General features: G+C 36.8%; 28 protein-coding genes and 1 tRNA gene. 23 read left to right on the plus strand and 6 right to left on the minus strand.

Annotated elements, in window-relative coordinates:
* The first annotated feature begins 268 nt into the window (after positions 1 to 268).
* The 9 genes from hisG to SOM16_RS11155 all read left to right on the plus strand — a co-directional run bounded on the left by hisG (position 269) and on the right by SOM16_RS11155 (position 8,735).
* A complete protein-coding gene (hisG, locus tag SOM16_RS11115; RefSeq protein ID WP_320464080.1) occupies positions 269 to 1,120 on the plus strand; it encodes an ATP phosphoribosyltransferase in 852 nt (283 codons plus the stop codon).
* Between the two features lie 60 nt (positions 1,121 to 1,180).
* Entirely contained in the window at positions 1,181 to 2,467 is a 1,287-nt protein-coding gene (hisD, locus tag SOM16_RS11120) for a histidinol dehydrogenase (protein WP_320464081.1), read from the plus strand.
* Between the two features lie 144 nt (positions 2,468 to 2,611).
* The gene (gene hisC / locus SOM16_RS11125; RefSeq protein ID WP_320464082.1) at positions 2,612 to 3,652 is read left to right on the plus strand and encodes a histidinol-phosphate transaminase; all 1,041 of its coding nucleotides are present in this window, start codon (positions 2,612 to 2,614) and stop codon (positions 3,650 to 3,652) included.
* Positions 3,652 to 4,785 carry a bifunctional histidinol-phosphatase/imidazoleglycerol-phosphate dehydratase HisB gene (gene hisB, locus SOM16_RS11130; RefSeq protein WP_320464083.1) on the plus strand — a complete coding sequence of 378 codons (1,134 nt, stop codon included), beginning with the start codon at positions 3,652 to 3,654 and terminating at the stop codon, positions 4,783 to 4,785. Before hisC ends, hisB begins: the two co-directional genes overlap by 1 nt.
* A gap of 115 nt (positions 4,786 to 4,900) precedes the next feature.
* On the plus strand, positions 4,901 to 5,494 hold the full coding sequence (gene hisH / locus SOM16_RS11135) for an imidazole glycerol phosphate synthase subunit HisH (protein WP_320464084.1): 594 nt from the start codon (positions 4,901 to 4,903) through the stop codon (positions 5,492 to 5,494).
* A 1-nt stretch (position 5,495) separates the two neighbouring features.
* A complete protein-coding gene (gene hisA, locus SOM16_RS11140) occupies positions 5,496 to 6,245 on the plus strand; it encodes a 1-(5-phosphoribosyl)-5-[(5-phosphoribosylamino)methylideneamino]imidazole-4-carboxamide isomerase (RefSeq protein ID WP_320464085.1) in 750 nt (249 codons plus the stop codon).
* Positions 6,246 to 6,338: 93 nt separating this feature from the next.
* On the plus strand, positions 6,339 to 7,094 hold the full coding sequence (hisF, locus tag SOM16_RS11145) for an imidazole glycerol phosphate synthase subunit HisF (protein ID WP_320464086.1): 756 nt from the start codon (positions 6,339 to 6,341) through the stop codon (positions 7,092 to 7,094).
* Between the two features lie 58 nt (positions 7,095 to 7,152).
* Positions 7,153 to 7,755, plus strand: a complete 603-nt coding sequence (gene hisIE / locus SOM16_RS11150) for a bifunctional phosphoribosyl-AMP cyclohydrolase/phosphoribosyl-ATP diphosphatase HisIE (protein ID WP_320464087.1) — start codon at positions 7,153 to 7,155, stop codon at positions 7,753 to 7,755.
* Between the two features lie 80 nt (positions 7,756 to 7,835).
* Positions 7,836 to 8,735, plus strand: coding sequence for a WD40 repeat domain-containing protein (locus SOM16_RS11155; RefSeq protein ID WP_320464088.1), 900 nt, complete (start codon positions 7,836 to 7,838; stop codon positions 8,733 to 8,735).
* On the opposite strand, the gene SOM16_RS11160 is transcribed toward SOM16_RS11155, so the two are convergent.
* The 3 genes from SOM16_RS11160 to SOM16_RS11170 form a co-directional block, all read right to left on the minus strand.
* A complete protein-coding gene (locus SOM16_RS11160) occupies positions 8,732 to 9,193 on the minus strand; it encodes a hypothetical protein (protein WP_320464089.1) in 462 nt (153 codons plus the stop codon). The genes SOM16_RS11155 and SOM16_RS11160 overlap by 4 nt on opposite strands.
* Complete coding sequence (locus tag SOM16_RS11165; protein WP_320464090.1) at positions 9,190 to 9,396, minus strand: hypothetical protein; 207 nt, start codon at positions 9,394 to 9,396, stop codon at positions 9,190 to 9,192. The genes SOM16_RS11160 and SOM16_RS11165 overlap by 4 nt, the downstream gene beginning before the upstream one ends.
* 70 nt (positions 9,397 to 9,466) lie before the next feature.
* Entirely contained in the window at positions 9,467 to 10,252 is a 786-nt protein-coding gene (locus tag SOM16_RS11170) for a C40 family peptidase (protein WP_320464091.1), read from the minus strand.
* A 106-nt stretch (positions 10,253 to 10,358) separates the two neighbouring features.
* Between SOM16_RS11170 and SOM16_RS11175 the strand changes: the two genes are divergently transcribed.
* Both SOM16_RS11175 and SOM16_RS11180 read left to right on the plus strand, forming a co-directional pair.
* Entirely contained in the window at positions 10,359 to 10,814 is a 456-nt protein-coding gene (locus SOM16_RS11175; protein WP_320464092.1) for a universal stress protein, read from the plus strand.
* A 7-nt stretch (positions 10,815 to 10,821) separates the two neighbouring features.
* Complete coding sequence (locus tag SOM16_RS11180) at positions 10,822 to 12,075, plus strand: serine hydrolase domain-containing protein (protein WP_320464093.1); 1,254 nt, start codon at positions 10,822 to 10,824, stop codon at positions 12,073 to 12,075.
* A 68-nt stretch (positions 12,076 to 12,143) separates the two neighbouring features.
* Here SOM16_RS11180 and SOM16_RS11185 read toward each other — a convergent pair whose 3' ends face one another.
* The gene (locus tag SOM16_RS11185) at positions 12,144 to 12,494 is read right to left on the minus strand and encodes a 4Fe-4S dicluster domain-containing protein (protein ID WP_320464094.1); all 351 of its coding nucleotides are present in this window, start codon (positions 12,492 to 12,494) and stop codon (positions 12,144 to 12,146) included.
* A gap of 79 nt (positions 12,495 to 12,573) precedes the next feature.
* On the opposite strand from SOM16_RS11185, the gene SOM16_RS11190 reads away from it, so the two are divergent.
* The 5 genes from SOM16_RS11190 to dnaJ all read left to right on the plus strand — a co-directional run bounded on the left by SOM16_RS11190 (position 12,574) and on the right by dnaJ (position 16,588).
* Positions 12,574 to 13,590, plus strand: a complete 1,017-nt coding sequence (locus tag SOM16_RS11190; protein ID WP_320464095.1) for an acyl-CoA reductase — start codon at positions 12,574 to 12,576, stop codon at positions 13,588 to 13,590.
* 92 nt (positions 13,591 to 13,682) lie between these two features.
* Positions 13,683 to 13,886: a fructose-6-phosphate aldolase gene (locus tag SOM16_RS11195; protein WP_154282148.1), complete on the plus strand. Its 204-nt coding sequence runs from the start codon at positions 13,683 to 13,685 to the stop codon at positions 13,884 to 13,886.
* Position 13,887: 1 nt separating this feature from the next.
* The gene (locus SOM16_RS11200) at positions 13,888 to 14,571 is read left to right on the plus strand and encodes a cell division ATP-binding protein FtsE (RefSeq protein WP_320464096.1); all 684 of its coding nucleotides are present in this window, start codon (positions 13,888 to 13,890) and stop codon (positions 14,569 to 14,571) included.
* A 173-nt stretch (positions 14,572 to 14,744) separates the two neighbouring features.
* A complete protein-coding gene (locus SOM16_RS11205) occupies positions 14,745 to 15,326 on the plus strand; it encodes a nucleotide exchange factor GrpE (RefSeq protein ID WP_320464097.1) in 582 nt (193 codons plus the stop codon).
* A 92-nt stretch (positions 15,327 to 15,418) separates the two neighbouring features.
* Complete coding sequence (gene dnaJ / locus SOM16_RS11210) at positions 15,419 to 16,588, plus strand: molecular chaperone DnaJ (protein ID WP_320464098.1); 1,170 nt, start codon at positions 15,419 to 15,421, stop codon at positions 16,586 to 16,588.
* Positions 16,589 to 17,070: 482 nt separating this feature from the next.
* Here dnaJ and SOM16_RS11215 read toward each other — a convergent pair whose 3' ends face one another.
* Positions 17,071 to 17,937 carry a DUF3829 domain-containing protein gene (locus tag SOM16_RS11215; RefSeq protein WP_320464099.1) on the minus strand — a complete coding sequence of 289 codons (867 nt, stop codon included), beginning with the start codon at positions 17,935 to 17,937 and terminating at the stop codon, positions 17,071 to 17,073.
* Between the two features lie 282 nt (positions 17,938 to 18,219).
* On the opposite strand from SOM16_RS11215, the gene SOM16_RS11220 reads away from it, so the two are divergent.
* Entirely contained in the window at positions 18,220 to 18,795 is a 576-nt protein-coding gene (locus SOM16_RS11220) for a 2'-5' RNA ligase family protein (protein ID WP_320464100.1), read from the plus strand.
* 9 nt (positions 18,796 to 18,804) lie between these two features.
* On the opposite strand, the gene SOM16_RS11225 is transcribed toward SOM16_RS11220, so the two are convergent.
* Positions 18,805 to 21,225 (minus strand): BamA/TamA family outer membrane protein, encoded by a 2,421-nt coding sequence (locus tag SOM16_RS11225; protein ID WP_320464101.1) that lies wholly within the window; start codon positions 21,223 to 21,225, stop codon positions 18,805 to 18,807.
* On the opposite strand from SOM16_RS11225, the gene SOM16_RS11230 reads away from it, so the two are divergent.
* The 6 genes from SOM16_RS11230 to SOM16_RS11255 all read left to right on the plus strand — a co-directional run bounded on the left by SOM16_RS11230 (position 21,216) and on the right by SOM16_RS11255 (position 24,482).
* Positions 21,216 to 21,962, plus strand: coding sequence for an RNA methyltransferase (locus SOM16_RS11230; RefSeq protein ID WP_320464102.1), 747 nt, complete (start codon positions 21,216 to 21,218; stop codon positions 21,960 to 21,962). The genes SOM16_RS11225 and SOM16_RS11230 overlap by 10 nt on opposite strands.
* 69 nt (positions 21,963 to 22,031) lie before the next feature.
* A tRNA-Cys gene (locus tag SOM16_RS11235) sits at positions 22,032 to 22,105 on the plus strand.
* Between the two features lie 34 nt (positions 22,106 to 22,139).
* Positions 22,140 to 22,310 carry a spore protein gene (locus tag SOM16_RS11240; protein ID WP_320464103.1) on the plus strand — a complete coding sequence of 57 codons (171 nt, stop codon included), beginning with the start codon at positions 22,140 to 22,142 and terminating at the stop codon, positions 22,308 to 22,310.
* A 206-nt stretch (positions 22,311 to 22,516) separates the two neighbouring features.
* Complete coding sequence (locus SOM16_RS11245) at positions 22,517 to 22,780, plus strand: hypothetical protein (RefSeq protein ID WP_320464104.1); 264 nt, start codon at positions 22,517 to 22,519, stop codon at positions 22,778 to 22,780.
* 319 nt (positions 22,781 to 23,099) lie between these two features.
* Entirely contained in the window at positions 23,100 to 23,669 is a 570-nt protein-coding gene (locus SOM16_RS11250) for a Crp/Fnr family transcriptional regulator (protein ID WP_320464105.1), read from the plus strand.
* A 75-nt stretch (positions 23,670 to 23,744) separates the two neighbouring features.
* A complete protein-coding gene (locus SOM16_RS11255; RefSeq protein ID WP_320464106.1) occupies positions 23,745 to 24,482 on the plus strand; it encodes an SDR family oxidoreductase in 738 nt (245 codons plus the stop codon).
* Positions 24,483 to 24,662: the final 180 nt, after the last annotated feature.

Raw genomic sequence — 24,662 nt, forward strand, 5'->3', positions numbered from 1 at the left:
ATTTTTTAGGGCAAAATAGATTTAATTATCTAATAGAATTTAAGTTGCAAATTAAGTGCCATTATTTTTTGATTTACGGTTTCAAACACTATATTTGCCAACGCTAGTCAGCTAAAGCATTGATATTGGCAGAAATATATTTATGAACTTAACTTTGAACCATCACTTACATTTGCACCATCGCCGTTAGGCGATATGATATGTTTGTTTTGTACTTCAAAACTTTTTTTCCGTAAAATACTTTCTTGTTCACTCTATATTCAATACTTTGAAAACACTTAAAATTGCTATCCAGAAATCGGGTAGGTTAAACGAAAAATCCGTTGAAATATTAAAAAACTGTGGCCTTTCCTTCGAAAATTACAAAAGTTCACTCATTTCAACTGTTACAAACTTTCCATTAGAGATCCTTTTCCTTCGCGATGATGACATTCCCGAATATGTACAAGATGGTATTGCCGATCTGGGTATCGTAGGTGAGAACGTAATTGTAGAAACCAAAGCAGAGGTAAGCTATTTACAAAAACTTGGCTTTGGAAAATGCACCCTTAAAATTGCAGTTCAGGCTACAAGTGATATCCAAAATCTGGAAGAACTAAATGGGAAAGCAATTGCTACTTCTTACCCGGTTATTCTCGAAAAATTCCTGGAAGAAAAAGGAATTAAATCTGATGTAAGAACCATCTCTGGTTCGGTAGAAATTGGTCCGGGCTTAGGCTTAAGCGACGCCATTTTTGATATCGTTTCTACAGGCGGAACATTGAAGAGTAATGGACTAAAACCTTTTGCAGATGTGATGAAATCTGAAGCCATTTTGATTGGTAATAAATCCATCGCCGACAATCCGGAAGTTGCAGAATTGCTCCAAAGAATCCGTTCCGTGCTGAGTGCGAAATCTAATAAATATGTGGTACTAAATGTATCAAAAGATAACCTTCAAAAAGTTGTTGATCTGTTGCCTGGTGTGAAGAGTCCAACCGTTGTTCCATTGTTCGAACCGGATTGGGTTGCCGTTCATTCTGTAATTGCCGAAGAAGATTTTTGGGATAAAATTAACAGCCTGAAAGCTGCAGGTGCCGAAGGTATTTTAGTAATGCCAATTGAAAAAATTATCACCTGAAAATAGATCAAAACTACATAAAAACACATTAACTAATAGTTAATTATAAATTATAATCAATTGAAAATCTATAACTACCAGGATTTATCTAATCAAAAAATTAAATCGCTTTGTTCGAGACAGATTGAAGACGATAAATTGATAGAAGAACGCGTTACGGACATCATCGAAACGGTAAAAAATAACGGTGATAAAGCGCTGTTAAATTTCGCAAAGGCATTCGATAAAGTTGACTTAACCAAGTTGTTTTTAGATGCCGAAGAATTGAAAACCATTGCATCAACTATTCCGGCTGAAGCAAAAAAAGCAATTGATATTGCACATCAAAACATCCTGAAATTTCACCAGTCGCAAGCTAAAGTTGAGGACAAAATAGAAACTATGCCAGGCGTAGTCTGCTGGCGTGAAGCAAGAGCAATTGAAAAAGTTGGCTTATATATCCCTGGCGGTACCGCAGTGCTTCCAAGTACCTTTTTAATGCTTGCCACTCCTGCAACTATTGCAGGATGTAAAGAGATCGTAGTTTGTTCGCCACCACAAGCAGATGGTAAAACAAATTGCTATCTTGCTTACTGTGCTACCCTTCTCGGAATAGATAGAATTTACCTGGCCGGAGGTGCCCAAGCCGTTGCCGCAATGGCCTTCGGTACGGAAACAATCCCGCAGGTTTATAAGATCTTCGGGCCAGGCAACAGGTACGTAACGATAGCCAAAACAATGGTGCAAAATAAAGTTGCTATTGATATGCCAGCAGGTCCATCAGAGGTTTTAGTAATCGCTGATGAAACTGCCAATCCGTCATTTATTGCTGCAGATCTCCTTGCGCAGGCCGAACATGGAATTGATAGTCAGGCAATTTTAGTTTCTACATCAAATCAGATCATAGCTGAAACATTAAAAGAAATTGAAAGTCAGATCAATATCCTTCCCAGAAGAGATATTGCGGCAAAAGCTGTCGAAAATTCTTATGCTATTTTGGTGGATAATCTAAGCCAGGCAATGGATTATTCTAACGAATATGCCCCTGAACACCTCATTATGGCTACAGAACACTTTGAAAATCTTATTCCATTGATAATCAATGCCGGATCAGTCTTCTTAGGGAATCTTACTCCAGAAAGTGTAGGTGATTATGCTTCAGGAACGAACCATACTTTACCTACCAGTGGCTTTGCAAAGGCTTATTCGGGGGTTTCATTAGATGCATTCATTAAAAAAATTACTTTTCAGCACCTCTCAACAACTGGTTTAGCTAACATAGGCCCTATAGTAGAAACGCTGGCAGCTGCGGAAGGACTAGATGCACATAAAAATGCAGTAAGTATTAGATTGAAGAGTAAGGAATAAGGAACAAAGAGTAAGGAATAAAGAGCAAGGAACAAAGATTAAAGAGCAAGGAACAAAAAGTAAAGAGTATAGATTAAGCATTAAATTTTTAGGTATCCCGTCTTTTATCTTTGCTCCTTATTCCTTTATCATAAAAACATTAACATGGACATTAACGAATTAGTAAGAGAAAATATAAGAAACCTTAAACCCTATTCTACCGCTAGAGATGAGTTTAAAGGTCAGGCATCAATATTCTTGGATGCCAATGAGAACAGCTATGGCTCTCCCCTACCCGCTAATTACAACCGCTACCCTGATCCATTACAACTGGATCTGAAAGATGCGATCAGCAAAATTAAAGGAGTGCCCATTGAAAATACTTTTTTGGGAAATGGTAGTGATGAAGCCATCGATTTGTTGTATCGTGCCTTCTGCAATCCAGGGAAAGACAATGTAATTATTTTGCCTCCAACTTATGGAATGTATGAAGTTTCTGCAAACATTAATGACGTAGAAATTCGCAAGGTAAATCTGCTTCCAAACTTCCAGTTAGATTTAGAAAAGATTGCAGAAACAATTGATAAAAACACTAAAATAATTTTCATTTGTTCGCCGAATAATCCGACAGGAAATTCAATTAACAGAACCGATATCGAAACCATTTTAGCCAACTTCAAAGGTATTGTTGTAATCGATGAAGCGTACATAAATTATGCAAAACAAAAGACCTTTATTCAGGAATTAACAGAATACGGAAACCTGGTTATTTTGCAAACTTTTTCCAAGGCTTGGGGACTCGCAGCTTTGCGTTTGGGGATGGCATTTTCTTCTACAAAAGTGATCGATGTTTTGAACAAAATTAAGCCACCTTACAACATCAATCAGGCGACACAAGATTTAGCTTTTGAGGCCGTAAAAAATATTACACAAGTGAACAATTGGATCAAAGAATCTGTTGCAGAAAGACAGCGTTTATCTGATGTATTAAACGACCTTAAAATCGTTACAAAAGTTTATCCTTCTGATGCAAATTTTATCTTGGTTGAAGTTACTAACGCAATCCAGATTTATGACACTTTGGTTAACCAGGGAATCATTGTTAGAGACCGTTCTAAAGTGACCTTATGTGAAGGTTGTTTACGTATCACTGTAGGTACAAAAGAAGAGAATGATAAATTGTTAAATGTGCTAAGAAATCTATAATGAAAAAAGTATTATTTATCGATCGTGACGGCACATTAAATATTGAGCCAGACGACGAACAGGTAGACAGTTTTGCCAAATTAAAGTTCTACCCCCGGTCACTTTATTACCTTTCAAAAATTGCCAGTGAAATGGATTATGAATTGGTGATGGTAACGAATCAGGATGGATTAGGAACACCCTCAAATCCTGAAGAGAATTTTTGGCCGATTCATAATTTCATGTTAGATACTTTTGAAGGCGAAGGTGTAAAGTTTAGCGAAATTATCATCGACAGAACTTTCGCAAAAGATAATGCCCCTACCCGTAAACCAGGCACGGGCTTGCTTACAAAATATTTAACCGGCGATTATGACCTGAAAAATTCATATGTGATCGGCGATCGTTTAAACGATGTGGTATTGGCGAAGAATTTAGGTGCGAAGGCAATCTTCCTTCGCCAAAACGATGCACTTGGTTCTACCGAAGCATTGGATAAGCATGAAACCTTGCTAGATATTATTATACTGGAAACGCAGAAGTGGGAAGATATTTATAACTTGCTGAAAGCCGGAAGCAGAAAAATTAACCACATTCGTAAAACCAACGAAACAGATATTACCATTAACCTGGATTTAGACGGAACGGGAAAAGCCAAAATTGAAACAGGATTAAATTTTTTCGATCACATGCTGGATCAGATCGCCAGGCATGGCAGTGTTGATTTGGAAGTGATTGCAAAAGGCGACCTGCACATTGATGAGCACCATACCATTGAAGACACGGGTATCGCACTCGGCGAAGCTTTCGCAAAAGGCCTTGGAAACAAGCTGGGAATTGAACGTTATGGCTTCTGCCTGCCTATGGATGATTGTTTAGCCCAGGTAGCTATTGATTTTGGAGGTAGAAACTGGATTGTTTGGGATGCTGAGTTTAAACGTGAAAAAGTAGGCGATATGCCAACTGAAATGTTTTATCACTTCTTTAAATCTTTCAGCGACGCTGCTAAATGCAATTTAAACGTAAAAGCCGAGGGCGATAACGAACACCATAAAATTGAAGCAATATTTAAAGCATTTGCGAAAGCCATTAAAATGGCCATTAAGCGAGATGCGGAGAAAATGGTATTGCCAAGTACAAAGGGACTTTTGTAATGAACAAGGATAAATGAGCAAAGATCATCGACTAACAGTCCTTGTTCTTTGTTTTTTAATCTTAGAAAAATAAGCATCTTGTCTTGATACCTGACACTAAATACTTGATACTAACATGATTGGAATTATAAATTACGGCGCTGGCAATATTTTTTCTCTTACTGCAGCTTTAGCACGTCTGGACGTATCATACGGAATGGTAAATACAGAAACTGATCTGGAACAATATAGCCACATCATCATCCCGGGGGTTGGCCACGCCGGGGCGGCAATGCTGAAACTGAAAAATACCGGATTAGTTTCTGCAATCAAAGCATTAAAGAAACCAGTGTTGGGCATTTGTGTAGGGATGCAGTTAATTACAGAGCATTCTGAAGAAGGTGATGCAGAGCTATTATCCATCGTTCCGGTGAAGACTAAAAAATTCGATAAGTTATTGAATATCAAAATACCACATATGGGTTGGAATGCGGTGAGTCCGCAAAACAATCCTTTATTTGAGGGTGTTGAAGATAATACACAATTTTACTTCGTGCATTCGTACTTTATTGAATATAACCCTACTTTTGACATCGCGTCTGCCGACTACGGATTGAAGTTCTCCGCAGCCGTGCAAAAAGATAATTTTTATGGCGTTCAGTTTCATCCGGAAAAATCTGGTAAAGCTGGCGAACAGATATTAAAAAATTTTTCAAACTTAAGCTTATAAAATGTACATTATTCCTGCTATTGATATTTTGGATGGTAAAGTAGTTCGCCTCCGTGAAGGTGATTACAACCAGAAAACTGAGTACGATGTTTCTATCGCCGAGATGATTGAAAAATACCGTTCTAATGGGACAGATTTCATCCACATCATCGATCTAAATGGTGCAAAAGGTGATTTCAGTAACCAGAAGTCACTTTTTGAGATCATTAAAAAAACGGAGATGAAAGTGCAATATGGTGGGGGCATCCGTACAATTGAGCAGGTAACCAATTTGCTTGATGCAGGAATTCACCGGGTTATTGTAGGTACTCAGGCCATCACTAATCCTGACTTTTTACAGCAACTAAGTGAAGCTTTCGCTAAAAAATACGATTATGCAAACCGTATTGTTATTGCAATAGATGTGTTGGATGAAGTAATCAAGTACTCTGGCTGGATGGAAAGTTCGCCAATTAAGTTAATGGATTACGTAGATAAATGCCTTGCTTTAGGGTTTTTCCGTTTTTTATGCACTGATATTAGCAAAGATGGAAAGTTAGGTGGTGCAGCTATTGAACTTTATAAAAAACTGCTGGAGCACTCCCCAATGATTAAACTGATCGCTTCAGGCGGTGTAAGTTCGATGGAAGACATTCAGGATCTAGCCAAGTACCCAATTAGAAGCGTGGTGGTTGGAAAGGCAATCTACGAAGATAGAATTACCGTTGAAGAGATAAAAGAGTGGAATTTGAAAGCGTTGACTTCAATCTAAGATAATATTTAAACAAAAATCGTCATTGCGAGGCACGAAGCAATCTATGGGAAGATTGCTTCGTGTCTCGCAATGACGGAAACTCAATAGCACATGTTATCAAAACGCATTATCCCTTGTCTTGACGTAAAGGACGGTCGCACAGTAAAGGGTGTGAATTTCGTTGACCTACGGGATGCCGGCGACCCTGTGGAACTGGCTGCACAATATGCCCAGCAAGGTGCAGATGAACTGGTTTTTCTCGATATCACCGCTACGCATGAGCGTCGTAAAACGATGATTGAGATGGTTAAATCTGTTGCGCGCCAGCTCAATATCCCTTTCACCATTGGCGGTGGAATTACAGAACTTGCCGATGCAGAAGCATTGCTAAATGCAGGCGCGGATAAAATCAGCGTCAATTCTGCCGCCGTGCGGAACCCCAAACTGATTGAAGAACTGGCTAAAGCTTTCGGCGTTCAGTTTGTGGTCTTAGCAGTGGATACCAAATTTGTTGACGGAAGAAACATGGTACATTTAAACGGTGGCCGTTTAATTACAGAACTGGAAACCGAAAACTGGATTAAACTGGCGGAAGACTTAGGGGCAGGAGAAATTTTGTTAACCTCAATGGATCATGATGGTACAAAAGCAGGCTTCGATTGTGGTTTATTAGGACGCATTAATGAAATGATCAACATCCCAATCATTGCCTCTGGTGGTGCCGGTAGTATGGAGCATTTTACGGAAGTTTTCCAAAAAGCCAATGTCGATGCGGCCCTTGCTGCTTCGGTATTTCATTATGGAGAGATTTTGATACCAGATTTGAAGCAAGAATTAAAAAGAAATCATATTCCGGTTAGAATATAAATAAGTTTGGAGTCGGCAGTTTTTAGTCATGGCCAACTTTGCGAAATAAAGACATAAAATGAATATTAATACATCATCCCTTGATTGGGATAAAACAGGTGGTTTAATTCCTGTAATTATACAGGATCATCAAACGCTTGAAGTTTTAATGCTGGGCTACATGAATGCCGAAGCATTAGCGAAAACACAGGCCGAAGGAAAGGTAACCTTCTATTCTCGCACCAAAAATCGCCTTTGGACTAAAGGTGAAACCAGCAATAATTTCCTTTATGTTAAAGAACTTTATCAGGATTGTGATAACGATACCATATTAATTAAGGCAGATGCTGTTGGCCCAACTTGCCACACCGGAAGCCGTAGCTGTTTTAAAACGGAATTTAATCAGAACTTTATTTTCGAGCTTGAAAATATCATCACTGATCGTTATGAAAACCCTGTTGAAGGTTCTTATATCAATAAGATGCGCAGTAAGGGCTTAAACAAAATTGCGCAGAAAGTAGGCGAAGAAGGTGTGGAGACCGTTATTGCAGCACTTGCAGAAACAGAAGAAGAATTGATTGGAGAAGCATCTGATCTGGTATTTCACTTGTTATTTTTATTGAAAGAAAAAGGATTATCTATTCAGGATATTGCTAAAAATTTAGAGAAAAGACACCAATAAGTTTTGAGGTAAACGTTTAGGGTTTAAGGCGATGGATGCCTAACCCTACATCTTAAACCCTAAATCCTAAACCTCATTAAATGCTTAAACACCTAAAAACCCTTTCCGGCCACCAAAATCCTGTTTACGCTTTAGCTACTTCAGATCATAATGAAACCTTTTTCAGCGCAGGGAATGATAAGGGCATTGTGGAATGGTCACTGGAAACCATGGCGTTTGTAAAGGTAAAGATGCCCGTACAAAGCTCTGTTTATTACCTGCATTATAATAACAACCTACTTTTTATTGGTGAACGCAGCGGGGCTTTCAGTGTTTATGATTTAAAAGCAGAAAAAGTGGTTGCCAGGATCAATGCGCATACCAAACCAATCTTTAATATTCAAACCATTAAAAGTAAAAATGAATTGCTCACCACCGGCGAAGATGGTTCGGTAGCAGTTTGGTCACTTCATGATTACTCAGAAATCTATCGCTTTCAAGCAGCTTATGATACTGTAAGGGCAATTGCCATCTCGCCAGATGAAACTGAAATTGCCCTTGGCTGCAAAGATCATTTAATCAAAATATATCACCTGGCAGATTATAGTTTAAAGCAAAACCTGGAAGGTCATTCTCTACCAGTAACCTCATTGGCTTATCATCCGACAGGAAAATATTTGATTTCTGGCAGCAGAGATGCACAATTAAAAATATGGAATTTGCCTGGCTATGACCTCAGGGAAACCATTCCGGCACACCTGTTTACCGTTTATAATATTGCCTTCCATCCTACCCTACCCTACTTCGCAACGAGCAGTCAGGATAAAAGCATTAAACTTTGGGATGCTGAAAATTTTAAACTATATAAAATTTTAAGTCTTGAAAAAATGGGAATAGGTCATACACATTCCATCAATAAAATCATCTGGAGCAATGATGGGAAATTTTTGATTTCAACTGGCGATGACAGAAAAGTAATGGTTTGGGAGATGGAAAATTAAGAATTTTTTCTTTTCTTTTCTAAGTCGGCAACATCCGCGATATCAATCTTTCGCCCACTTGATTTTTTATTTTTTATCAGTTCATCCAAGCCAATGTAGTTAACTTTCAAATCATCTTCTAATTCAATTACCAATTTTTCAGAATAGGCATCACCAAATAAAACTCCATCAATACTGGTTAAGATATCTATTCGTAATGGTGGATAACCAATTTGATTGATAAGATTTTCCTTCAAGAAATCATTTTTAGTAAAACCCACAGAACCAAATCCAAATTCATTAATAACAATTAGCATTTTAGAAGCATTTTCATCGGAGATGTCAATCCAAATATCAAGATCTCCGGTATACCTTGGCTTTCCATGAAACGCCATAGCATATCCTCCAACAACGAGATAATCAACTTTGTAGTGATTTAAAAATTTTAGAAAATCCTCAAAATCTTCAGAAATGATCATTTTTGAACAATAATTTTTCTAAATTTTGTTTTATCCATTTTTTGCCCTGGTTGTAGCGTTTGATTAACTAAGAAAGTAACTGCGGAAATCCGCTCAACTGGTGACTTAGAAAGCCAATAGTTTAAATCATCAGCCGCCTGATCATGTTCATACATGTTAAATTTACGCACAACCATTGCCATTTTTCTAACTTTAGGCTCCATAAGCTAAATATTGATACTAACAAATATAACGAAATTTACAATGATTTCTCTACCGTTTAGGTGTAAAAAGCTATTTCACAAAACGTTTAATAATCCTTAATTTGTGGCTGTAAACGCCTAGTTCTCTATTAAAAATCCCCTGATCATCTATTGGATCAATCTTTACTTTGGCAGAGGCATGAATAATTTCATTGGCACTCAACATTATCCCCACATGCGTAATTTTTCCTTCTTCATTATCAAAAAATGCGACATCGCCAGCTTTACATTCTGCCAGAAAGCCTACTAATTCTCCTTGTTCTGCCTGTTGTGATGCATCTCTATTTAGTTTAATATTCAACATCTTGAAAACTGTTTGCGTAAAGCCAGAGCAATCCATCCCGAATAGGTGTCGTCCTCCCCATAAATAAGGTACATTTTGGAAGAATTTAGCTGTTGCTTCAACCTGCTGCGCAAAATCGCTTTTCGAGCTATCGTAAGGCTCGAAATTTAACTTGAACTGCTCCTTTCCAACATAACATTTTCCCTCGTTGAAATAAGGGAGATTACTTCCCGGACTCAAATGATAAATACTTCCGTTAGCCGCAATGAGTTCATTGTTGAAACTTAGTGGAGACAATAGCTTACAATCTTGCAAATCTACAAATTGCTCCTGGCTGATGGCTGCTAATTGCCTGAAATCCAACCAACCCTGATAACCATCGTATCCATTTTGAATCAGCCACCAACGTTCATCTTTCTGAAGAATCTCAACCTGTTCGCCAAATAAAAGCTGTGACACTATTTCTGCACGATCTGAAGGTTCTGCCCTTAAAGGTGCAACGGCGATCCTACAAACCCCATATTGATTTTCCATCTGATTATACTTCTTAAGATTGAGTAAAACTAATAAATTACAGCTATTGCATAACATTTTAGGCGCAAAATTGTTATTTTTATGATGATCACTTAATCCATTCGTTATGAATTTTAAGAAAATATTAATTGCCGTTGATAACAGCACCTGCTCAGAAAAAGCGGCTAAAACCGGTTATGACATGGCTGAGAAATTTCAGGCAGAAGTGGCGCTCGTAAATATTATTGAACCTGTTCCAGCGAATGTAAATCCAGACCTAACCCTGGCTCCGGTGTTCTTGGAAACTTATGATAACAGCGAGGAAAACAGCCACATCCTTTTAAAGGAAATTGAAAATAAATACGGCCATGGCATTCCAACAACCTACTTAAGTGTTGTAGATACTGCTGCACATGGCATTATTCAGCAGTCTGACGAATGGGGATCAGATTTGATCGTAATCGGAACATATGGACGTACAGGCTTATACCACTTCCTGATGGGAAGCGTAGCCGAACATGTGGCGAGAAAATCGGCCTGCCCGGTATTAATTATTCCGAATAAGTGGGATATAACTGAATAAAAAATAAATGAAAAAACTATTTCTCCTGCCTGTATTGTTTGTTTTATTAACATTCAATGCCGCTCAATCACAAATAAACGGCAATCAAGTTACCGCTGCTGAAGGGAAGTTTAAAACGATAGACCTGCTTTTTAAAAAATATATTGATAGCGGCTGGATTAAGGGTATCACCGCAAACATCACTATCGATGGGAAAACAGTTTACAATAAGGCATTCGGTAATCAGATCGGCAGACCGTTTAAAACAGACGATATTTTAAGAATCGCCTCCCAAACCAAAGCGATCACGGCTGTTGCCGTCATGATGTTGCTTGATGAAGGTAAATTATCGTTAAACGATCCTATTTCAAAATATCTTCCTGCTTTTAAAAACCCTAATGTACTAACTAAATTTAACCCGAAGGATAGTACTTACACCACCAGGCCTTCGGGAAAAGAAATTACTATCCGCGAGTTGCTTACCCATACTTCCGGACTTGGATATGCACAAATAGGCTCGCCTGAAATGCAGGCCATTTATGCAAAAGCAGATATTTCAGCTGGATTTACGGATCATAAAAAACTACTAAAAACTGATATTGATAAATTAGGTAAACTTCCACTCGCTTCTGAGCCGGGAGAGAAATGGCAATATAGCCTGGGGATGGATGTTTCGGGAAGATTGGTAGAAGTTGTTTCAGGTTTAAATCTGGATCAGTTTTTTAAACAAAGGATTTTCATCCCACTGGGTATGAACGATACTTACTTCGCTTTGCCTAAAGATAAACAGCCAAGATTATCTTCTGTTTATACTGAAGATCCAAAAACCAAAGCAGTTATACCCTGGGTAGATGGTATAATTAAGGGATCATCCATCAACTATCCCATCAACGGAAATGGTTATTTTGCAGGTGGTGCCGGGTTGGTATCAACTTCAAAAGATTATGGAATTTTTCTGCAGATGCTTTTGAATGGCGGAGAATTAAACGGAAAAAGAATTTTGTCAAGAAGCAGCGTAGCGTTAATGACGAAAAATCAAATTGGCAAGATTCCGTTTGGAGATAATTACTTTGGCTTAGGCTTTGAAGTTATTTCTGATAAAGGAAGCAAAAAGCTTGGACAAACAGCAGGCGCTTATGGCTGGGGAGGCTTTTTCGGTTCTACTTACTGGGTAGACCCGGTAAAGAAGATGACGGCACAAATTTATGTTCAGCAAACACCGCTTTCTCACGGACAGCTACCGAATCAATTTAAAGAACTGATTTACAAGGTCATTAATTAGATGAAACAAAAAAGTCCCGAAGAAATCGGGACTTTTTTTACGCTATATAGAATAATTAATATATAATCTTAATTCTCCTGGTGTAACCAGGCTTTCTTAGCCAATAATTCTTCCTCTGTCTCACGGATGTCTTCATCATCCACACAACAATCTACCGGGCAAACAGCAGCACACTGAGGCTCATCGTGAAATCCCTTACATTCAGTACATTTATCTGATACAATGTAATATACTTCATCAGAAACTGCTTCTTGTGTGGAGTCAGCCTCAATTTGTTGATTACCAAAATCAATGATGCCTTCGAGGTTTGTACCGTCAGAAAAACGCCAAGCAGTACCGGCATCGTAAATTGCATTATTAGGGCATTCCGGTTCGCAAGCCCCACAATTTATACACTCATCTGTTATTTTAATCGCCATGTCTTCGTCTAATTCTTTTGCTTAAGTTACCTTTGCGCTTGCAAAGATAAGATATAATCAATTAATAATAATTCTAAATATGTCAGTATTAACTCAGGAAAAAGCAATAATAGCATTTAAAGCACTTGGCAAAAAGCTTGCAAATCCTACTGATGTTTTAGGAGATTCTATTTACCAGGTACAAAATAGCAATGCATGGTTTACATTAGCGAATATTGAGCGGTCTATTTTATCTTTTTCAAAAATGTTACATGATGCAGATGTTGATCAGTGGTTTAAAACTGCAAGTTTCACATCCTCACCCAAAAAAGTGGGTTTAATACTTGCTGGAAACATTCCTTTGGTTGGTTTTCACGATGTTTTATGTGTGTTGGCTACTGGAAATATTGCCCTTATCAAGTTATCTTCGTCTGATGATAAGCTGATAAAAACAGTAATTGCAGAGCTCCTTACTATCGAACCTGCCTTTCAGGATAAAATAGAATATGTAGAAAGACTAAAAGATTTTGATGCTGTGATCGCCACCGGGAGCAATAATTCTTCAAGATATTTTGATTATTATTTTAGCAAGGTTCCTAATATCATCAGAAAAAACAGAAATAGTGTGGCTGTTTTAGATGGAACAGAAACTCCGGAAGAGATAAAGAACTTAGGCGCAGATATTTTTGACTATTTCGGTTTAGGCTGCAGAAACGTTTCGAAGATTTTTTATCCAAAAGGATATGATATTGCCAAATTCTATGAAGGTATTGAAGGCTATAATAATATCATCAACCATTTTAAATACCAGAACAACTACGATTATAACAAATCAATCTATCTGGTAAATGCGGCAAAACACTTCGACAATGGGTTTTTATTACTCAAAGAAGATGAAAACCTAACCTCTCCCCTTGCAGTATTATTTTACCAGGAGTATGAAAATATCATAGCCGTAGAAGACCAGTTGAAGGCTAACTTGGAGCAGATTCAGTGCATTATTACCAAAACACCATTAAGTGTTCAAACTTTTAACTTTGGTGAAAGTCAGCATCCAAAACTTTGGGATTATGCAGATAATGTGAACACGATTGAATTTTTAAATACACTGGCCTAATGATTTTCCGCTGAATTGAAATCCACGAAGCGGCATCTTCTATTCGTCTTTTGCCTTTCAGCTTTCAGCTTAAATAGCTATTTTTGGACACAATGTATATCGTAAAAGTCAAAGGCATCGCCAAAATTCCTGATTATGTACAGTTAAGAGATGAAAAATTTACGCTCCTGGCTTATTTTCGGGTAGATCGTCCAGATAAATCCTTGGAAAAGTTAGGACTGGCAGAGAAACAAGATTACATTATGGAAATGATTAAAAATTTGCCTTTCGGGCAAATTGCTAAATTAGAAATATAGAATGGCAGGAAACGCAGTAATTCACTTAAGCAATGTTGATGTTTTTCAACAGAAACACTTAGTACTCTCAAACGTAAATTTACATATCGAAAAAGATGAATTCATCTTTTTAATTGGCCAGACAGGTTCGGGTAAAAGTAGCTTATTAAAGATATTATATGGCGATTTACACATTGGAAACGGTGAAGGAAACATTGCTGGTTTTGATTTAAAGAACTTAAAAGAAAGCCAGGTTCCCTTTTTAAGGCGTAAGCTGGGTGTTGTTTTTCAGGATTTCCAATTGCTTACTGATCGAACCATAGAGAAAAACCTGGAATTTGTTTTAAGGGCTACGGGTTGGAATGATTCAAAGTTAATCAGCGAACGCATTAAAGATGTGTTGGATAAGGTTGGTTTACGCTCGAAAATCAGGAAAATGCCTCATGAGATATCAGGAGGTGAACAACAACGGATTGTTATTGCCAGGGCTTTGTTAAATGATCCTGAAATTATTTTAGCTGATGAGCCAACCGGAAACTTAGACCCGGAAACCTCAGAAGAGATTGTAACGCTGCTAAAGCAAATCAGTCAGGCCGGAACAGCAGTTTTAATGGCTACCCACGATTATCATATCATTCGCACCTTTCCATCCCGCATTATTAAATGTGAAAACGGTGTCGTACTTGAAGGCGCTCAAATCGCTTAATAATTTTAGATTGCCCAAATGCAGAAATTGCTAATAGTATAGCCTCATTCCGCAGTCAATTGTCAGTCAATCAGCCAAACTGTTCAGATAAATTCAAATAAATCTGACAGCTTGGCTGATTTACGTTAATGGCAAAATAGTTGACGTTAACACAAAAAATTCAGCCTAGTATTATGTTTAATAAGAAGAAAAATAACGACAAAGACGAAAATATAATGAATCCTGAAAATACATCAGAAAATACTACTGAAAACGTAGAGAATACTGATGCCCCTGTCAATGAGACAGAACAAGCACCGGAATTATCCGCAGAAGAAAAATTACAGGCTGAAGTTCAACAGCTTAATGATAAATATTTACGTTTATATGCAGAGTTTGATAACTACAAACGCCGTACGCAAAAAGAACGTGTAGAACTATTGCAAACTGCTGGTAAAGATGTAATTGTTTCTTTATTACCCGTGTTGGATGATTTCGATCGTGCATTAAAGGCAATGGAAACTGCAGCTGATGTAGCACCTGTTAAAGAAGGAATTCTTTTGGTAAGTACAAAATTAAAAAATACACTTTCGCAAAAAGGGTTAAAAGATGTTGAAAGTATCAATGAGCCTTTCAATACAGATTTCCACGAAGCCATTACCAATATTCCTGCGCCTACAGAAGATTTAAAGGGAAAAGTAATAGACGAAGTGGAAAAAGGCTATACCCTTAACGATAATGTAATCCGCTTTGCTAAAGTTGTAGTTGGAGCTTAAATTAATTATTGAATGTTAAAAATGATCGAATGCGTGAATGACTTTACATTCTCTAATTCTTTCATTCAAAATTCAATCATTTTAAAGAAAAGATGAGTAAAAGAGATTATTACGACATACTAGGCGTTACCAAGAGTGCCGCAGCCGAAGAGATAAAGAAAGCCTATCGCAAGATGGCAATTAAATACCACCCGGATAAAAACCCTGGCGATAAAGCTGCAGAAGATAAATTTAAGGAAGCTGCAGAAGCTTACGAGGTATTAAGCAATGCTGAAAAAAAACAACGTTATGATCAGTTTGGTCATGCAGGTGTAGGCAGTAGTGCATCAGGTGGTTACGGCGGTGGCGGTAACATGAACATGGATGATATCTTCAGCAATTTTGGAGATATTTTCGGTGGGCATAATCCTTTCGAAAGCTTTTTTGGTGGTGGCAATGGCGGCGGACAGCAACGTGGCGGCCGAAGGGTAGCGAAGGGCACTAACTTACGTATTAAAGTAAAGTTAACACTCGAAGAAATTGCACACGGTGCTGAGAAAAAAATTAAGGTTAATAAACTAATTGTTTGTAAAACCTGCGATGGTTCTGGTGCGAAAGATAAATCTTCTGTAAGTACATGTGGTACCTGTGGTGGTAGCGGACAAGTTAGACGGGTTACCAATACTATTTTAGGCCAGATGCAAACAGCATCTACCTGCCCTACCTGTAATGGTAGCGGCCAGCAAATTACTTCTAAATGTACTGTTTGTCATGGTGATGGCGTTGTACGTGGCGAAGAAACCATTACCATTAACATTCCTGCTGGTGTGAGTGAAGGCATGCAATTGAGCATGAGTGGTAAAGGAAATGCTGCACCTAATGGTGGGATCCCTGGAGATTTAATTATCCTGGTAGAAGAAACGCCACACGAAACATTAAAACGCGAAGGAAACAACATCGTTTATGATCTGCATTTGAGTTTTGCAGATGCTGCACTAGGAATTAGCATTGAGGTACCTACTATTGACGGAAAGGCGAAAATTAAAATTGAACCCGGTACACAAAGTGGAAAATTATTACGCCTTAAAGGAAAAGGTTTACCAGAAGTAAATTCTTACCATAGAGGAGATGAAATTATCCACATCAATATCTGGACACCAAAAGCGTTGAGTAGCGAAGAACGTAGTTTATTAGAAAAGCTGCGCGAATCACCTAACTTTAAACCGCAACCCGGTAAAAATGATAAAAGTTTCTTCGAAAGAATGAAAGAATATTTTGAGTAATTAATTTCAATATATATTAAACCGATGGTGAAAATCATCGGTTTTTTTTGCTCATTATGCGCTTAGAATTTAATAAGTCGAAGTGATAAATTTAGGTTGGTTGGTGAGACACCAACTGTCAGGTTAATATTTTGACCAGCAGATCAAATGATTTCATAGATTTTGCTCCCTGCTTTTTTGGAAATTTCCTAAATCTGCCGGACAAGTATTGTCTACTGATTTAGCTTATTTTGTGATACACCAACCATAAGGTTAAGTGGCTCCACTAATATCTCAAGTGGCTCCTGAATTAGATTCAGGAGCTTTTTTCAATAAAGTTACTAATGCCATGGGCAGAATAATAATCATTGCTAGCAACTTTTATTGGTGGCTAACAACTAGGCTATCCCATCTTAATCAACGAAGTAATTATATGTGGTACGCATATAATCATATTTCCTAATTAAATCTTCGGCGTGACTCTCAGTTAATTTGCCAGCTGCCTATGCATCTCTTATTGCTTTTTTAGCCTCAATCAGGTAATCTTTAAAACTTTCATTAAAAGTTTTAAAAGAGCCATCCTTACTTGGGAATTTTGCAGCATCGGGTGCATCCATATCTGTATGCTTTGTGTTTTGTGCCGTTAAAGATTCGTAAGCTGATTTTATCTTACCTTCATCTGCTTTAAAATTTTTAGTTCCGATAATCAGTTTATTAAAGTCCCCTGCCGCTTTCCGGTCATCTTTCATTGCAAAAATATATTCCTTTAGCGGATGAGTTTTTAAGACAATTCTTTCTGCATCATCACCAATTACCTCGAGTTTTGCTAAAAGATTCTCATCATATGTATAATAAGTTTTACTCATCGAATAAATAGAATCTATGAGCTTGTTTCCTTTAGCACTCTTGTCATCTTTCCAATCTTCAGCTTTTATATAATCATCCAGGGTCTTATAGGTATCCTTAATTTTCGCAAGTGTTTCGTTTAAACCAGCTACATTTTCTTTAAAGTATTTCTGGTCATCATTGCTCAATGCTGATGGTGGTGTTTCTGGTTTAAGTTTCGAATGGCTAAAACTAGATGAAGAATAAGGTGAAACGATTCCCATAAATGCAAATCGATTATCAGGATTCATTAAAGCCTTTGATATTTTCTGTAAATTTTCATCCACTCTTTTTAAGTATGCATTATTCTGATCGGTTAAACTCACTAATACATTGTTATATTCCACAATTTCATTGGCATCATCATTCCCGGCGTCAGCATACTCGGTTTTATTCTCATTCTTATTCTCTTTTTTATCTCCACCTTTGCAGGCTGTAAATGAGATAGCTACAGCTACAACTAGTAATTTAATAGGAAACTTCATATTTAAGTGTTTTTTAGATGTATGATTAATTAGTTTGATAAACCTGACTTTAAGGCGACTAATAAACAGTTAAACATGTAAGTTGTTTGAACAGAAATTAAATAATCAAATGATACCTGATATTATTATTTCGATAGCCATCTGTTCTCTATAAATCTGAACGCAATGTCAAAGAATTGGAGCCTTTTCTACTGACACTTTTTAAGGAAACTGTATCAACGAATACAAATCACCGCAATCCATCGTAAAATCATAAATTTGAAGTCTTGATCATTATTATTTATGGAGAACCTGTTTTTAATCTGTTTAATCCCCCCGGCTTCAATTGTTGATGATGTTAATGAAATCAGAAACTACATTGCCGAGAAGTTCAAAGTTTATGAATCATTAAAACGGCCTGCACACATTACACTTTATGGCCCTATTAAGATTACTTCCCGGGATACCGAGGAAAGATTTTTTAATGCGTTGTCGACAGCAGTTTTCTCAGATCCTTTTACGCAGGTACTTTATAATTTTAATTCTTTTCTGCAACATACTTTCTACCTGAATGTAGAACAAAACATTGGCATTATGAACCTTCAAAAGCAAATTAAAAAAGCCTTAATCCCGCTTAAACTTGATTCGCAACGAGATAACTTTAAGTTTACGCCCCATTTAACACTGGCTTTCAAAGATATAAAACCACCTGTTTTTGAATCAATTATAAATACTTTTAAGGATCGAAAATTCAAGAGAACCTATACAGTTTCGGGGTTTTCTGTTTATAAGCACATGGATAAAAAATGGCAGCCGTATAAGGAATTTCCATTTAAAAACCCTCAGGAAAATCCAGCAGACAGAGATCTATTTGGTTGATAAAATTACTTAAAACGGCATTCCTATTCCGAAATTGTACTGTACAAAACGATAAGTATCCGGGCCGTGTGAGGCATTATAGTCATTTTTGAATGCTTTAGCACCTGATAATAATTTGCTGATTATCCATTGTTCTGACCCGGAAAACTGAGGATCTTTTAATTTTAACCCCACATCAAACCTGAACACAAAATATTGAACATCATACCTAAAGCCAATACCCGTTCCAATAGCCACTTGCTGTGCAAGTTTGCTAAGTCTGAACATTTTTATTTCTGAATAAGGATCTTCAGGATTTTGATTTAAGTTCCATACGTTGCCCATATCAACAAACGCAGCACCTTTTAGCGTTGCTCCGAAAAATTTTTTCATCAACGTATAACGATATTCCAAATTGGCTTCTAATCTTAAGTCACCTAATTGATCTAACCCAAATAATGCCTGGCGCTCTACATCTGAACTTAACACCTCGCGATTATAGTTTCCAGGCCCTAGCGTTCTCGCTTGCCATGCTCTAATTCCGCTAGATCCGCCAGCAAAAAACTTTTTCTCAAATGGAATCGCTATAGAGTTACCATAAGCATAACCAACTCCAGAATTTAAACGTGCTATAAATTGCCTATCACCACCCAGATGCTTGTACCACCTTATATCAACTTCAGGACGTACATATTGATTGTAAGGTAAGCCAAAAATGGTTCCATAATCCCTCAAAGTAGTACTGCCATCAATAAAGTTATTAGGATTATGCTTAGATCCAGTAAGATTTGAAACTACGCGTAACATATTACCCGCTACATCCATAGCACCTCTGAAGTAGATAAAACTTCTGAGTTGTTGCAACTTGTCGGCGTTAAGAGAATAAGTATATTTCATACCTAATGTTAGATCTTTGCGACCTAATAAATCAATATAATACCTATTATTAAGCTGCGTAACCAGATCTATATTTTCTGTCTGAAGATTTCCAAACCTATATTCGAAATTGAACGGCGTAAAAGAGTGAAGTTTTGATTTCGTCTCTACCCAGTCGTAGGTGATAGAGTTAATTAAAATTTGCCTGGTTAAAATGTCTTTCTGCAAGGCATAAATATAGCTGGATGAAAAAGTGGTATGAGGCATTCCGTTTCCACCAAGTTCGGGATTATAAAATGGAATGATTAACCTTGGTACAGAGATACTGGCACTAACCGAAAAATCACGCTGGTAAATATCCTTGAAGGGTTTTGCGCCGTTTCCTATACGGGATTGCAAACCACCCTTAACCTGTAATTCAAATCGCTCCGCGCCTCTAAAAAGATTATTATTGGTATAAGTATTACTCAAATTGAAGCCTACGGTACCTCCATTAAAAGGAACCTCTCCCTCAACACGGTTGCTCATTACCTTTTGTGGCGTTAATAAAATAATTGGAATAAGTTTATTCGATGTGCTGTCCCTGTTATAATAATCAATTTTAACATTTTTGAAAATATTCAATTCATAAAGACGATCGAAAGTTAAATTCTCATTCCTGACATCAAATATGTCCCCCTTTTTTAGAAAATCATACCTTACTATCGGGTTCCTTCTATAGCGCTTAGAAAAATCGGTAAAAATAATACCGCCAACGGTATCTTTACTTAATTTACTTCTTACAGAATCTGGAAAACCATCCGGACTAGGTGCAATCAGCATATGCGTGTAATCGATTTTATACTGTTTATGCGGTCCGCTTGGTGGGTTGGTAATATTTAATCTTAAATCAACCTTTTCTGGCTTATCGGTTTCAATCACATCAAAATTTACATAAGGTCTTAGAAAATAAAAATATCCATTTTCTTTCATGATGCGATAAATCTGCTCACGTTCATAGGTAAGCGAATCCACATCATATTGCATACCATCATGCAAATGGGTAAAGGTTGGTTTATTATTGTTGTAAACTGCCTTTACATTTGCGGTGAATATAGAGTCAGATATTTTATCAATATAAGATGCTTTACCTTGATTGGCAATAAATTTGATTTCTGCTTTTTTATTTTCTACTTGAATATTTGCCTTAACTTTGGCGTTAAAATAACCTTTACCAACTAAAAACTTTTGAATCTGATTTCTGGAGATTTCCACCAATGTACTATCTAAAATTGCCGGCGGAGTACCAAATGGTTTGATATTATTTGTTTTATACCTGCCATCTTTAGTGTTGAAAAAGTTATACAACGGCACATTAATACTAAAAGCAGATGGTGGTTTAATATCCTTCTGAACATAATTATAGGCCTGCTCTTCAAATCTTTTATCAACACTATCAATAGTAACCTTTTTAACAATTGATTGATAATCTGCTATGTATTTTGTGGATGAACAAGCTTGAATTAAAACAATAAATAATAGTAATATTGCAAGACTTTTCAGTTTAGAATATATAAAGGGTTGGTATGCTTTCAAAATCTCAGATTAGTTTTATTAAATCATTACATCAAAAAAAGTTTCGTAAAGAAAGCGGCTTGTTCCTGGTGGAAGGCATAAAGTCTCTAAACGAGTTTATCACATCAAACTACCAGATCGACACCATCTATTACGTTAGTGAGCAATATCAACTTTTACCCAAATTACCCGCAAATATAACTTTATTTGAAGTAAACAACGCTGAATTAGGCAAGATTAGTACGCTGCAAACGCCACAAGGTTTTTTAGCATTAGTGAAAACGCCAGAATCTAAACCACTAAACATATCAGTGCTAAAAAATAAGTTTACATTGGTGCTTGATGGTGTTCAGGATCCTGGAAATATGGGTACAATTATCAGAACAGCCGACTGGTTTGGATTTGAAAATATAATTTGTTCTATAGACTCCGTTGAAGTTTATAATCCCAAAACCGTACAGGCCACCATGGGATCTTTAGCACGGGTTAATATTTTTTATGAAGATTTGTCAACTTTCCTAACTGATATTAATATTCCCGTTTTCGGTGCTTTGTTGGATGGTCAGTCGATTTATAAAACCGATTGGGGTAATGAAGGTTTAGTGATTTTAGGTAATGAAGGAAAAGGAATTTCAGCGGAGGTGATTAAAAAAATTAACCAGCCAGTAACTATTCCCCGGGTTGGCCAGGCTGAATCTTTAAATGTGGCCATAAGTGCAGCAATTTTCTGCACTGAAATAGTGCGAGTTAGAAATTAAAAAGATATTTATTGAGATATTATTTGCGGAGTAAGTTATAATTGTTATTTTTGCAACCTTGAATTTAAAGGTCGAGTGGCCGAGTGGCTAGGCAGAGGTCTGCAAAACCTTCTACAGCGGTTCGAATCCGCTCTCGACCTCCATTTGTACAAATAAAATAATTAAAAGGTTATTACCATGGCAGTTACCAGATTAAAAAGAAAAGACAGAAGAAATAAAAATACAGCTCACCAAGAGGTAGCATTTTTAAAAAGAGCAACTAACATTGAGTTAGGAAGCCGTTCTGCTCAACCTAAAAACGATCAATTAGCTAAAAACAACGCTGTTTTAGCTAGCTTAACAAGATAGTTTTTAGAAAAAGATTTTTCTAAAAGATTTAAAGCATCCTTCTGATCAAAGGATGCTTTTTTTATGCCTCATTTTAAGCTTAACCTTCTTCCAGCCAGACATACGCTGCACTTCTATACGATATGATAAATCCAAGGTCCATTTGGACTTTCGAACGAAGATTTATAGCTTTCAAGCTTAGTAATCACTAATCTTAAAACGCCTCAATGAATAAGAAAGGAAGTAAACTAGCCGAATTCACCATCGACGAACTTATCATTAAAAGAAAAAAAATAATTGGTGCAGCCATAGCTTTATGTATTGTTTCCATTATCGCCTTGTTAATTATATTTTATATTGCTTTTACAAAGAAGAAGTATGGATTATTGGGCATCACCGGGGGCATTAGCCTCGCGTTTTTAATTATTCTTACTTCTTTAAATCAGATTGATAAAGAAATTAGTTTGCGTAAACAAAATGTTAAGGATTAAATGATATTTTAGTGGAAACTTAATTAAAAAGATAAAAATTTGAAAATGGCGTATTGATCTCAGACTTTATATCACTTATCGAACTAATAATAATTACGCGATCTATAACAGCTAAAATTACGCCTTAATAGCATCAAAAATTTCGGGTTTACAACCGGAAATTCACCAAACCTACGCTGTTTTCCAATAAATGTTACGCCAATCTAATCAATACCAACAATTAAATTATGGTCAGGAATACAAGAATACTTTCTCAACAAATTATATGCTTTTTGCCAAATGGCAAGCGCCATCAAAAACACATTGATTAACTTGCACCGTGGAAGATTTTATCTCATACATCTTACAATTCGGAAATTTAAATCAACAACAAATCGATCTTATTTCCAAAAAGGCAATTCTGCTAGTCCTTAAAAAGGATGACTTCTATTTAGAGGCCGGACAAATTTCAAAACGGTTTGGTTTCGTTACCGATGGCATTCTGCGGGTTTCTTACTTTAATAACAAAAGTGAAGAAATCACCAAGTACTTTATAGATGAGAATAATATTGTAGTTGATTTAGAAAGCTTTGATAATGAAATTCCTTCCATTGCCTATGTTCAAGCCATGACTGATTGCAAAATTATTGTATTTGCTAAAAAAGATTGGCAGGAATTGTTGGATACCATTATAAGCTGGGATGCGATTGTTCGAAAAATTGTTTCAAAAGCGTTGCTTCAAAAAGTAGAACGGATCAGTTCTATCGTAGCGCAAGATGCAACCACGAGCTATTTAACTTTCCTTGAAAAATTTCCAAATTTGGCTAACCGGATCCCGCTTTCCTACCTGGCTTCTTATCTTGGCATCACACAATCTTCGCTAAGCAGAATAAGAAAAAACATTAAATAATTCGCTTTTTGCCAAATGGCAAGTGGTTTCATTTTTAAAGGATGCAACTTTACATCATTACTAAAAAAATTGAAAATGAAATCAGCATTAATTACAGGTGCCAATAGAAGTATTGGTTTAGAAACTGCAAAACAATTATCTCAACAAGGATTATTTGTATATTTAGGAACCCGAGATCTTAAAAAAGGCCAGTCAGTTGTAGAAGAATTGAAAAAGGAAGGCTTCCAAAATCTCCAGGCAATTCAGATAGATGTAACCAATTCAGATTCTATTTTGGAAGCTAAAAACATTGTCGAAAAAGAGCAAAACAAATTAGATATTCTAATTAACAATGCGGGTATCAGCAAAGGCTTCCCAGAAAATGTTTTAACTACATCTATTTCAGATATTCAGGAAGTATTTGATACGAATTACTATGGTACAATCAGAGTTACGCAAGCTTTTATGGAGTTGCTAAAAAAGTCTGATCAACCCCGGATTAGTAATATTACTTCTGGTTTAGGATCACTTAACTTACATAGCGATCCAAGCTGGAAATATTATAATGTAAAGTTGGCCAGCTATTTTCCTTCAAAGGCACTTTTGAATACCTACACTATTCTGCTCGCTTACGAACTTCAGGATTCACCATTTAAGGTAAATGCAATTGATCCGGGTTATACTGCAACAGATTTTAACCAACATAGCGGCCCCGGAACGGTTGAAGATGCGGCTGCCTTTATTGTTAAACATACACTTACGCCAGATAATGCGCCTACGGGCAAATTTTTTAGTAAGGATATAGAAGATGAAGCAGAAGTAAGCCCCTGGTAGAGACCTGTATTATTTAACATTGCAATTTTACTTGTTAGATCCTGAGTAAGTTTCTGACAAGTGATTTGGCAATTGCTTTTAATTAATTCCAGGAAGGATTGGAAAAAATTAAAACGATATAAGCTAACATAAAAAGCCTAAAAATTTAAACAAATAACCTGGCCATTTAAACGCTGAATG

Origin of the sequence: Pedobacter sp. CFBP9032, assembly GCF_034045265.1 — a bacterium.
In the GTDB taxonomy this organism is placed as follows: domain Bacteria; phylum Bacteroidota; class Bacteroidia; order Sphingobacteriales; family Sphingobacteriaceae; genus Pedobacter.

Bases quoted from the DNA above. Each gene is read 5' to 3' on its own strand.
- dnaJ (WP_320464098.1), top strand. From the start codon at position 15,419: ATGAGTAAAAGAGATTATTACGACATACTAGGCGTTACCAAGAGTGCC.
- SOM16_RS11165 (WP_320464090.1), bottom strand. From the start codon at position 9,396: ATGGAGCCTAAAGTTAGAAAAATGGCAATGGTTGTGCGTAAATTTAAC.
- SOM16_RS11180 (WP_320464093.1), top strand. From the start codon at position 10,822: ATGAAAAAACTATTTCTCCTGCCTGTATTGTTTGTTTTATTAACATTC.
- hisH (WP_320464084.1), top strand. From the start codon at position 4,901: ATGATTGGAATTATAAATTACGGCGCTGGCAATATTTTTTCTCTTACT.
- SOM16_RS11160 (WP_320464089.1), bottom strand. From the start codon at position 9,193: ATGATCATTTCTGAAGATTTTGAGGATTTTCTAAAATTTTTAAATCAC.
- SOM16_RS11195 (WP_154282148.1), top strand. From the start codon at position 13,683: ATGTATATCGTAAAAGTCAAAGGCATCGCCAAAATTCCTGATTATGTA.
- SOM16_RS11205 (WP_320464097.1), top strand. From the start codon at position 14,745: ATGTTTAATAAGAAGAAAAATAACGACAAAGACGAAAATATAATGAAT.
- SOM16_RS11170 (WP_320464091.1), bottom strand. From the start codon at position 10,252: ATGGAAAATCAATATGGGGTTTGTAGGATCGCCGTTGCACCTTTAAGG.
- SOM16_RS11255 (WP_320464106.1), top strand. From the start codon at position 23,745: ATGAAATCAGCATTAATTACAGGTGCCAATAGAAGTATTGGTTTAGAA.
- SOM16_RS11240 (WP_320464103.1), top strand. From the start codon at position 22,140: ATGGCAGTTACCAGATTAAAAAGAAAAGACAGAAGAAATAAAAATACA.
- SOM16_RS11220 (WP_320464100.1), top strand. From the start codon at position 18,220: ATGGAGAACCTGTTTTTAATCTGTTTAATCCCCCCGGCTTCAATTGTT.
- hisB (WP_320464083.1), top strand. From the start codon at position 3,652: ATGAAAAAAGTATTATTTATCGATCGTGACGGCACATTAAATATTGAG.
- SOM16_RS11175 (WP_320464092.1), top strand. From the start codon at position 10,359: ATGAATTTTAAGAAAATATTAATTGCCGTTGATAACAGCACCTGCTCA.
- hisF (WP_320464086.1), top strand. From the start codon at position 6,339: ATGTTATCAAAACGCATTATCCCTTGTCTTGACGTAAAGGACGGTCGC.
- SOM16_RS11200 (WP_320464096.1), top strand. From the start codon at position 13,888: ATGGCAGGAAACGCAGTAATTCACTTAAGCAATGTTGATGTTTTTCAA.
- SOM16_RS11185 (WP_320464094.1), bottom strand. From the start codon at position 12,494: ATGGCGATTAAAATAACAGATGAGTGTATAAATTGTGGGGCTTGCGAA.
- hisIE (WP_320464087.1), top strand. From the start codon at position 7,153: ATGAATATTAATACATCATCCCTTGATTGGGATAAAACAGGTGGTTTA.
- SOM16_RS11190 (WP_320464095.1), top strand. From the start codon at position 12,574: ATGTCAGTATTAACTCAGGAAAAAGCAATAATAGCATTTAAAGCACTT.
- hisA (WP_320464085.1), top strand. From the start codon at position 5,496: ATGTACATTATTCCTGCTATTGATATTTTGGATGGTAAAGTAGTTCGC.
- SOM16_RS11215 (WP_320464099.1), bottom strand. From the start codon at position 17,937: ATGAAGTTTCCTATTAAATTACTAGTTGTAGCTGTAGCTATCTCATTT.
- SOM16_RS11245 (WP_320464104.1), top strand. From the start codon at position 22,517: ATGAATAAGAAAGGAAGTAAACTAGCCGAATTCACCATCGACGAACTT.
- SOM16_RS11230 (WP_320464102.1), top strand. From the start codon at position 21,216: ATGCTTTCAAAATCTCAGATTAGTTTTATTAAATCATTACATCAAAAA.
- SOM16_RS11155 (WP_320464088.1), top strand. From the start codon at position 7,836: ATGCTTAAACACCTAAAAACCCTTTCCGGCCACCAAAATCCTGTTTAC.
- hisC (WP_320464082.1), top strand. From the start codon at position 2,612: ATGGACATTAACGAATTAGTAAGAGAAAATATAAGAAACCTTAAACCC.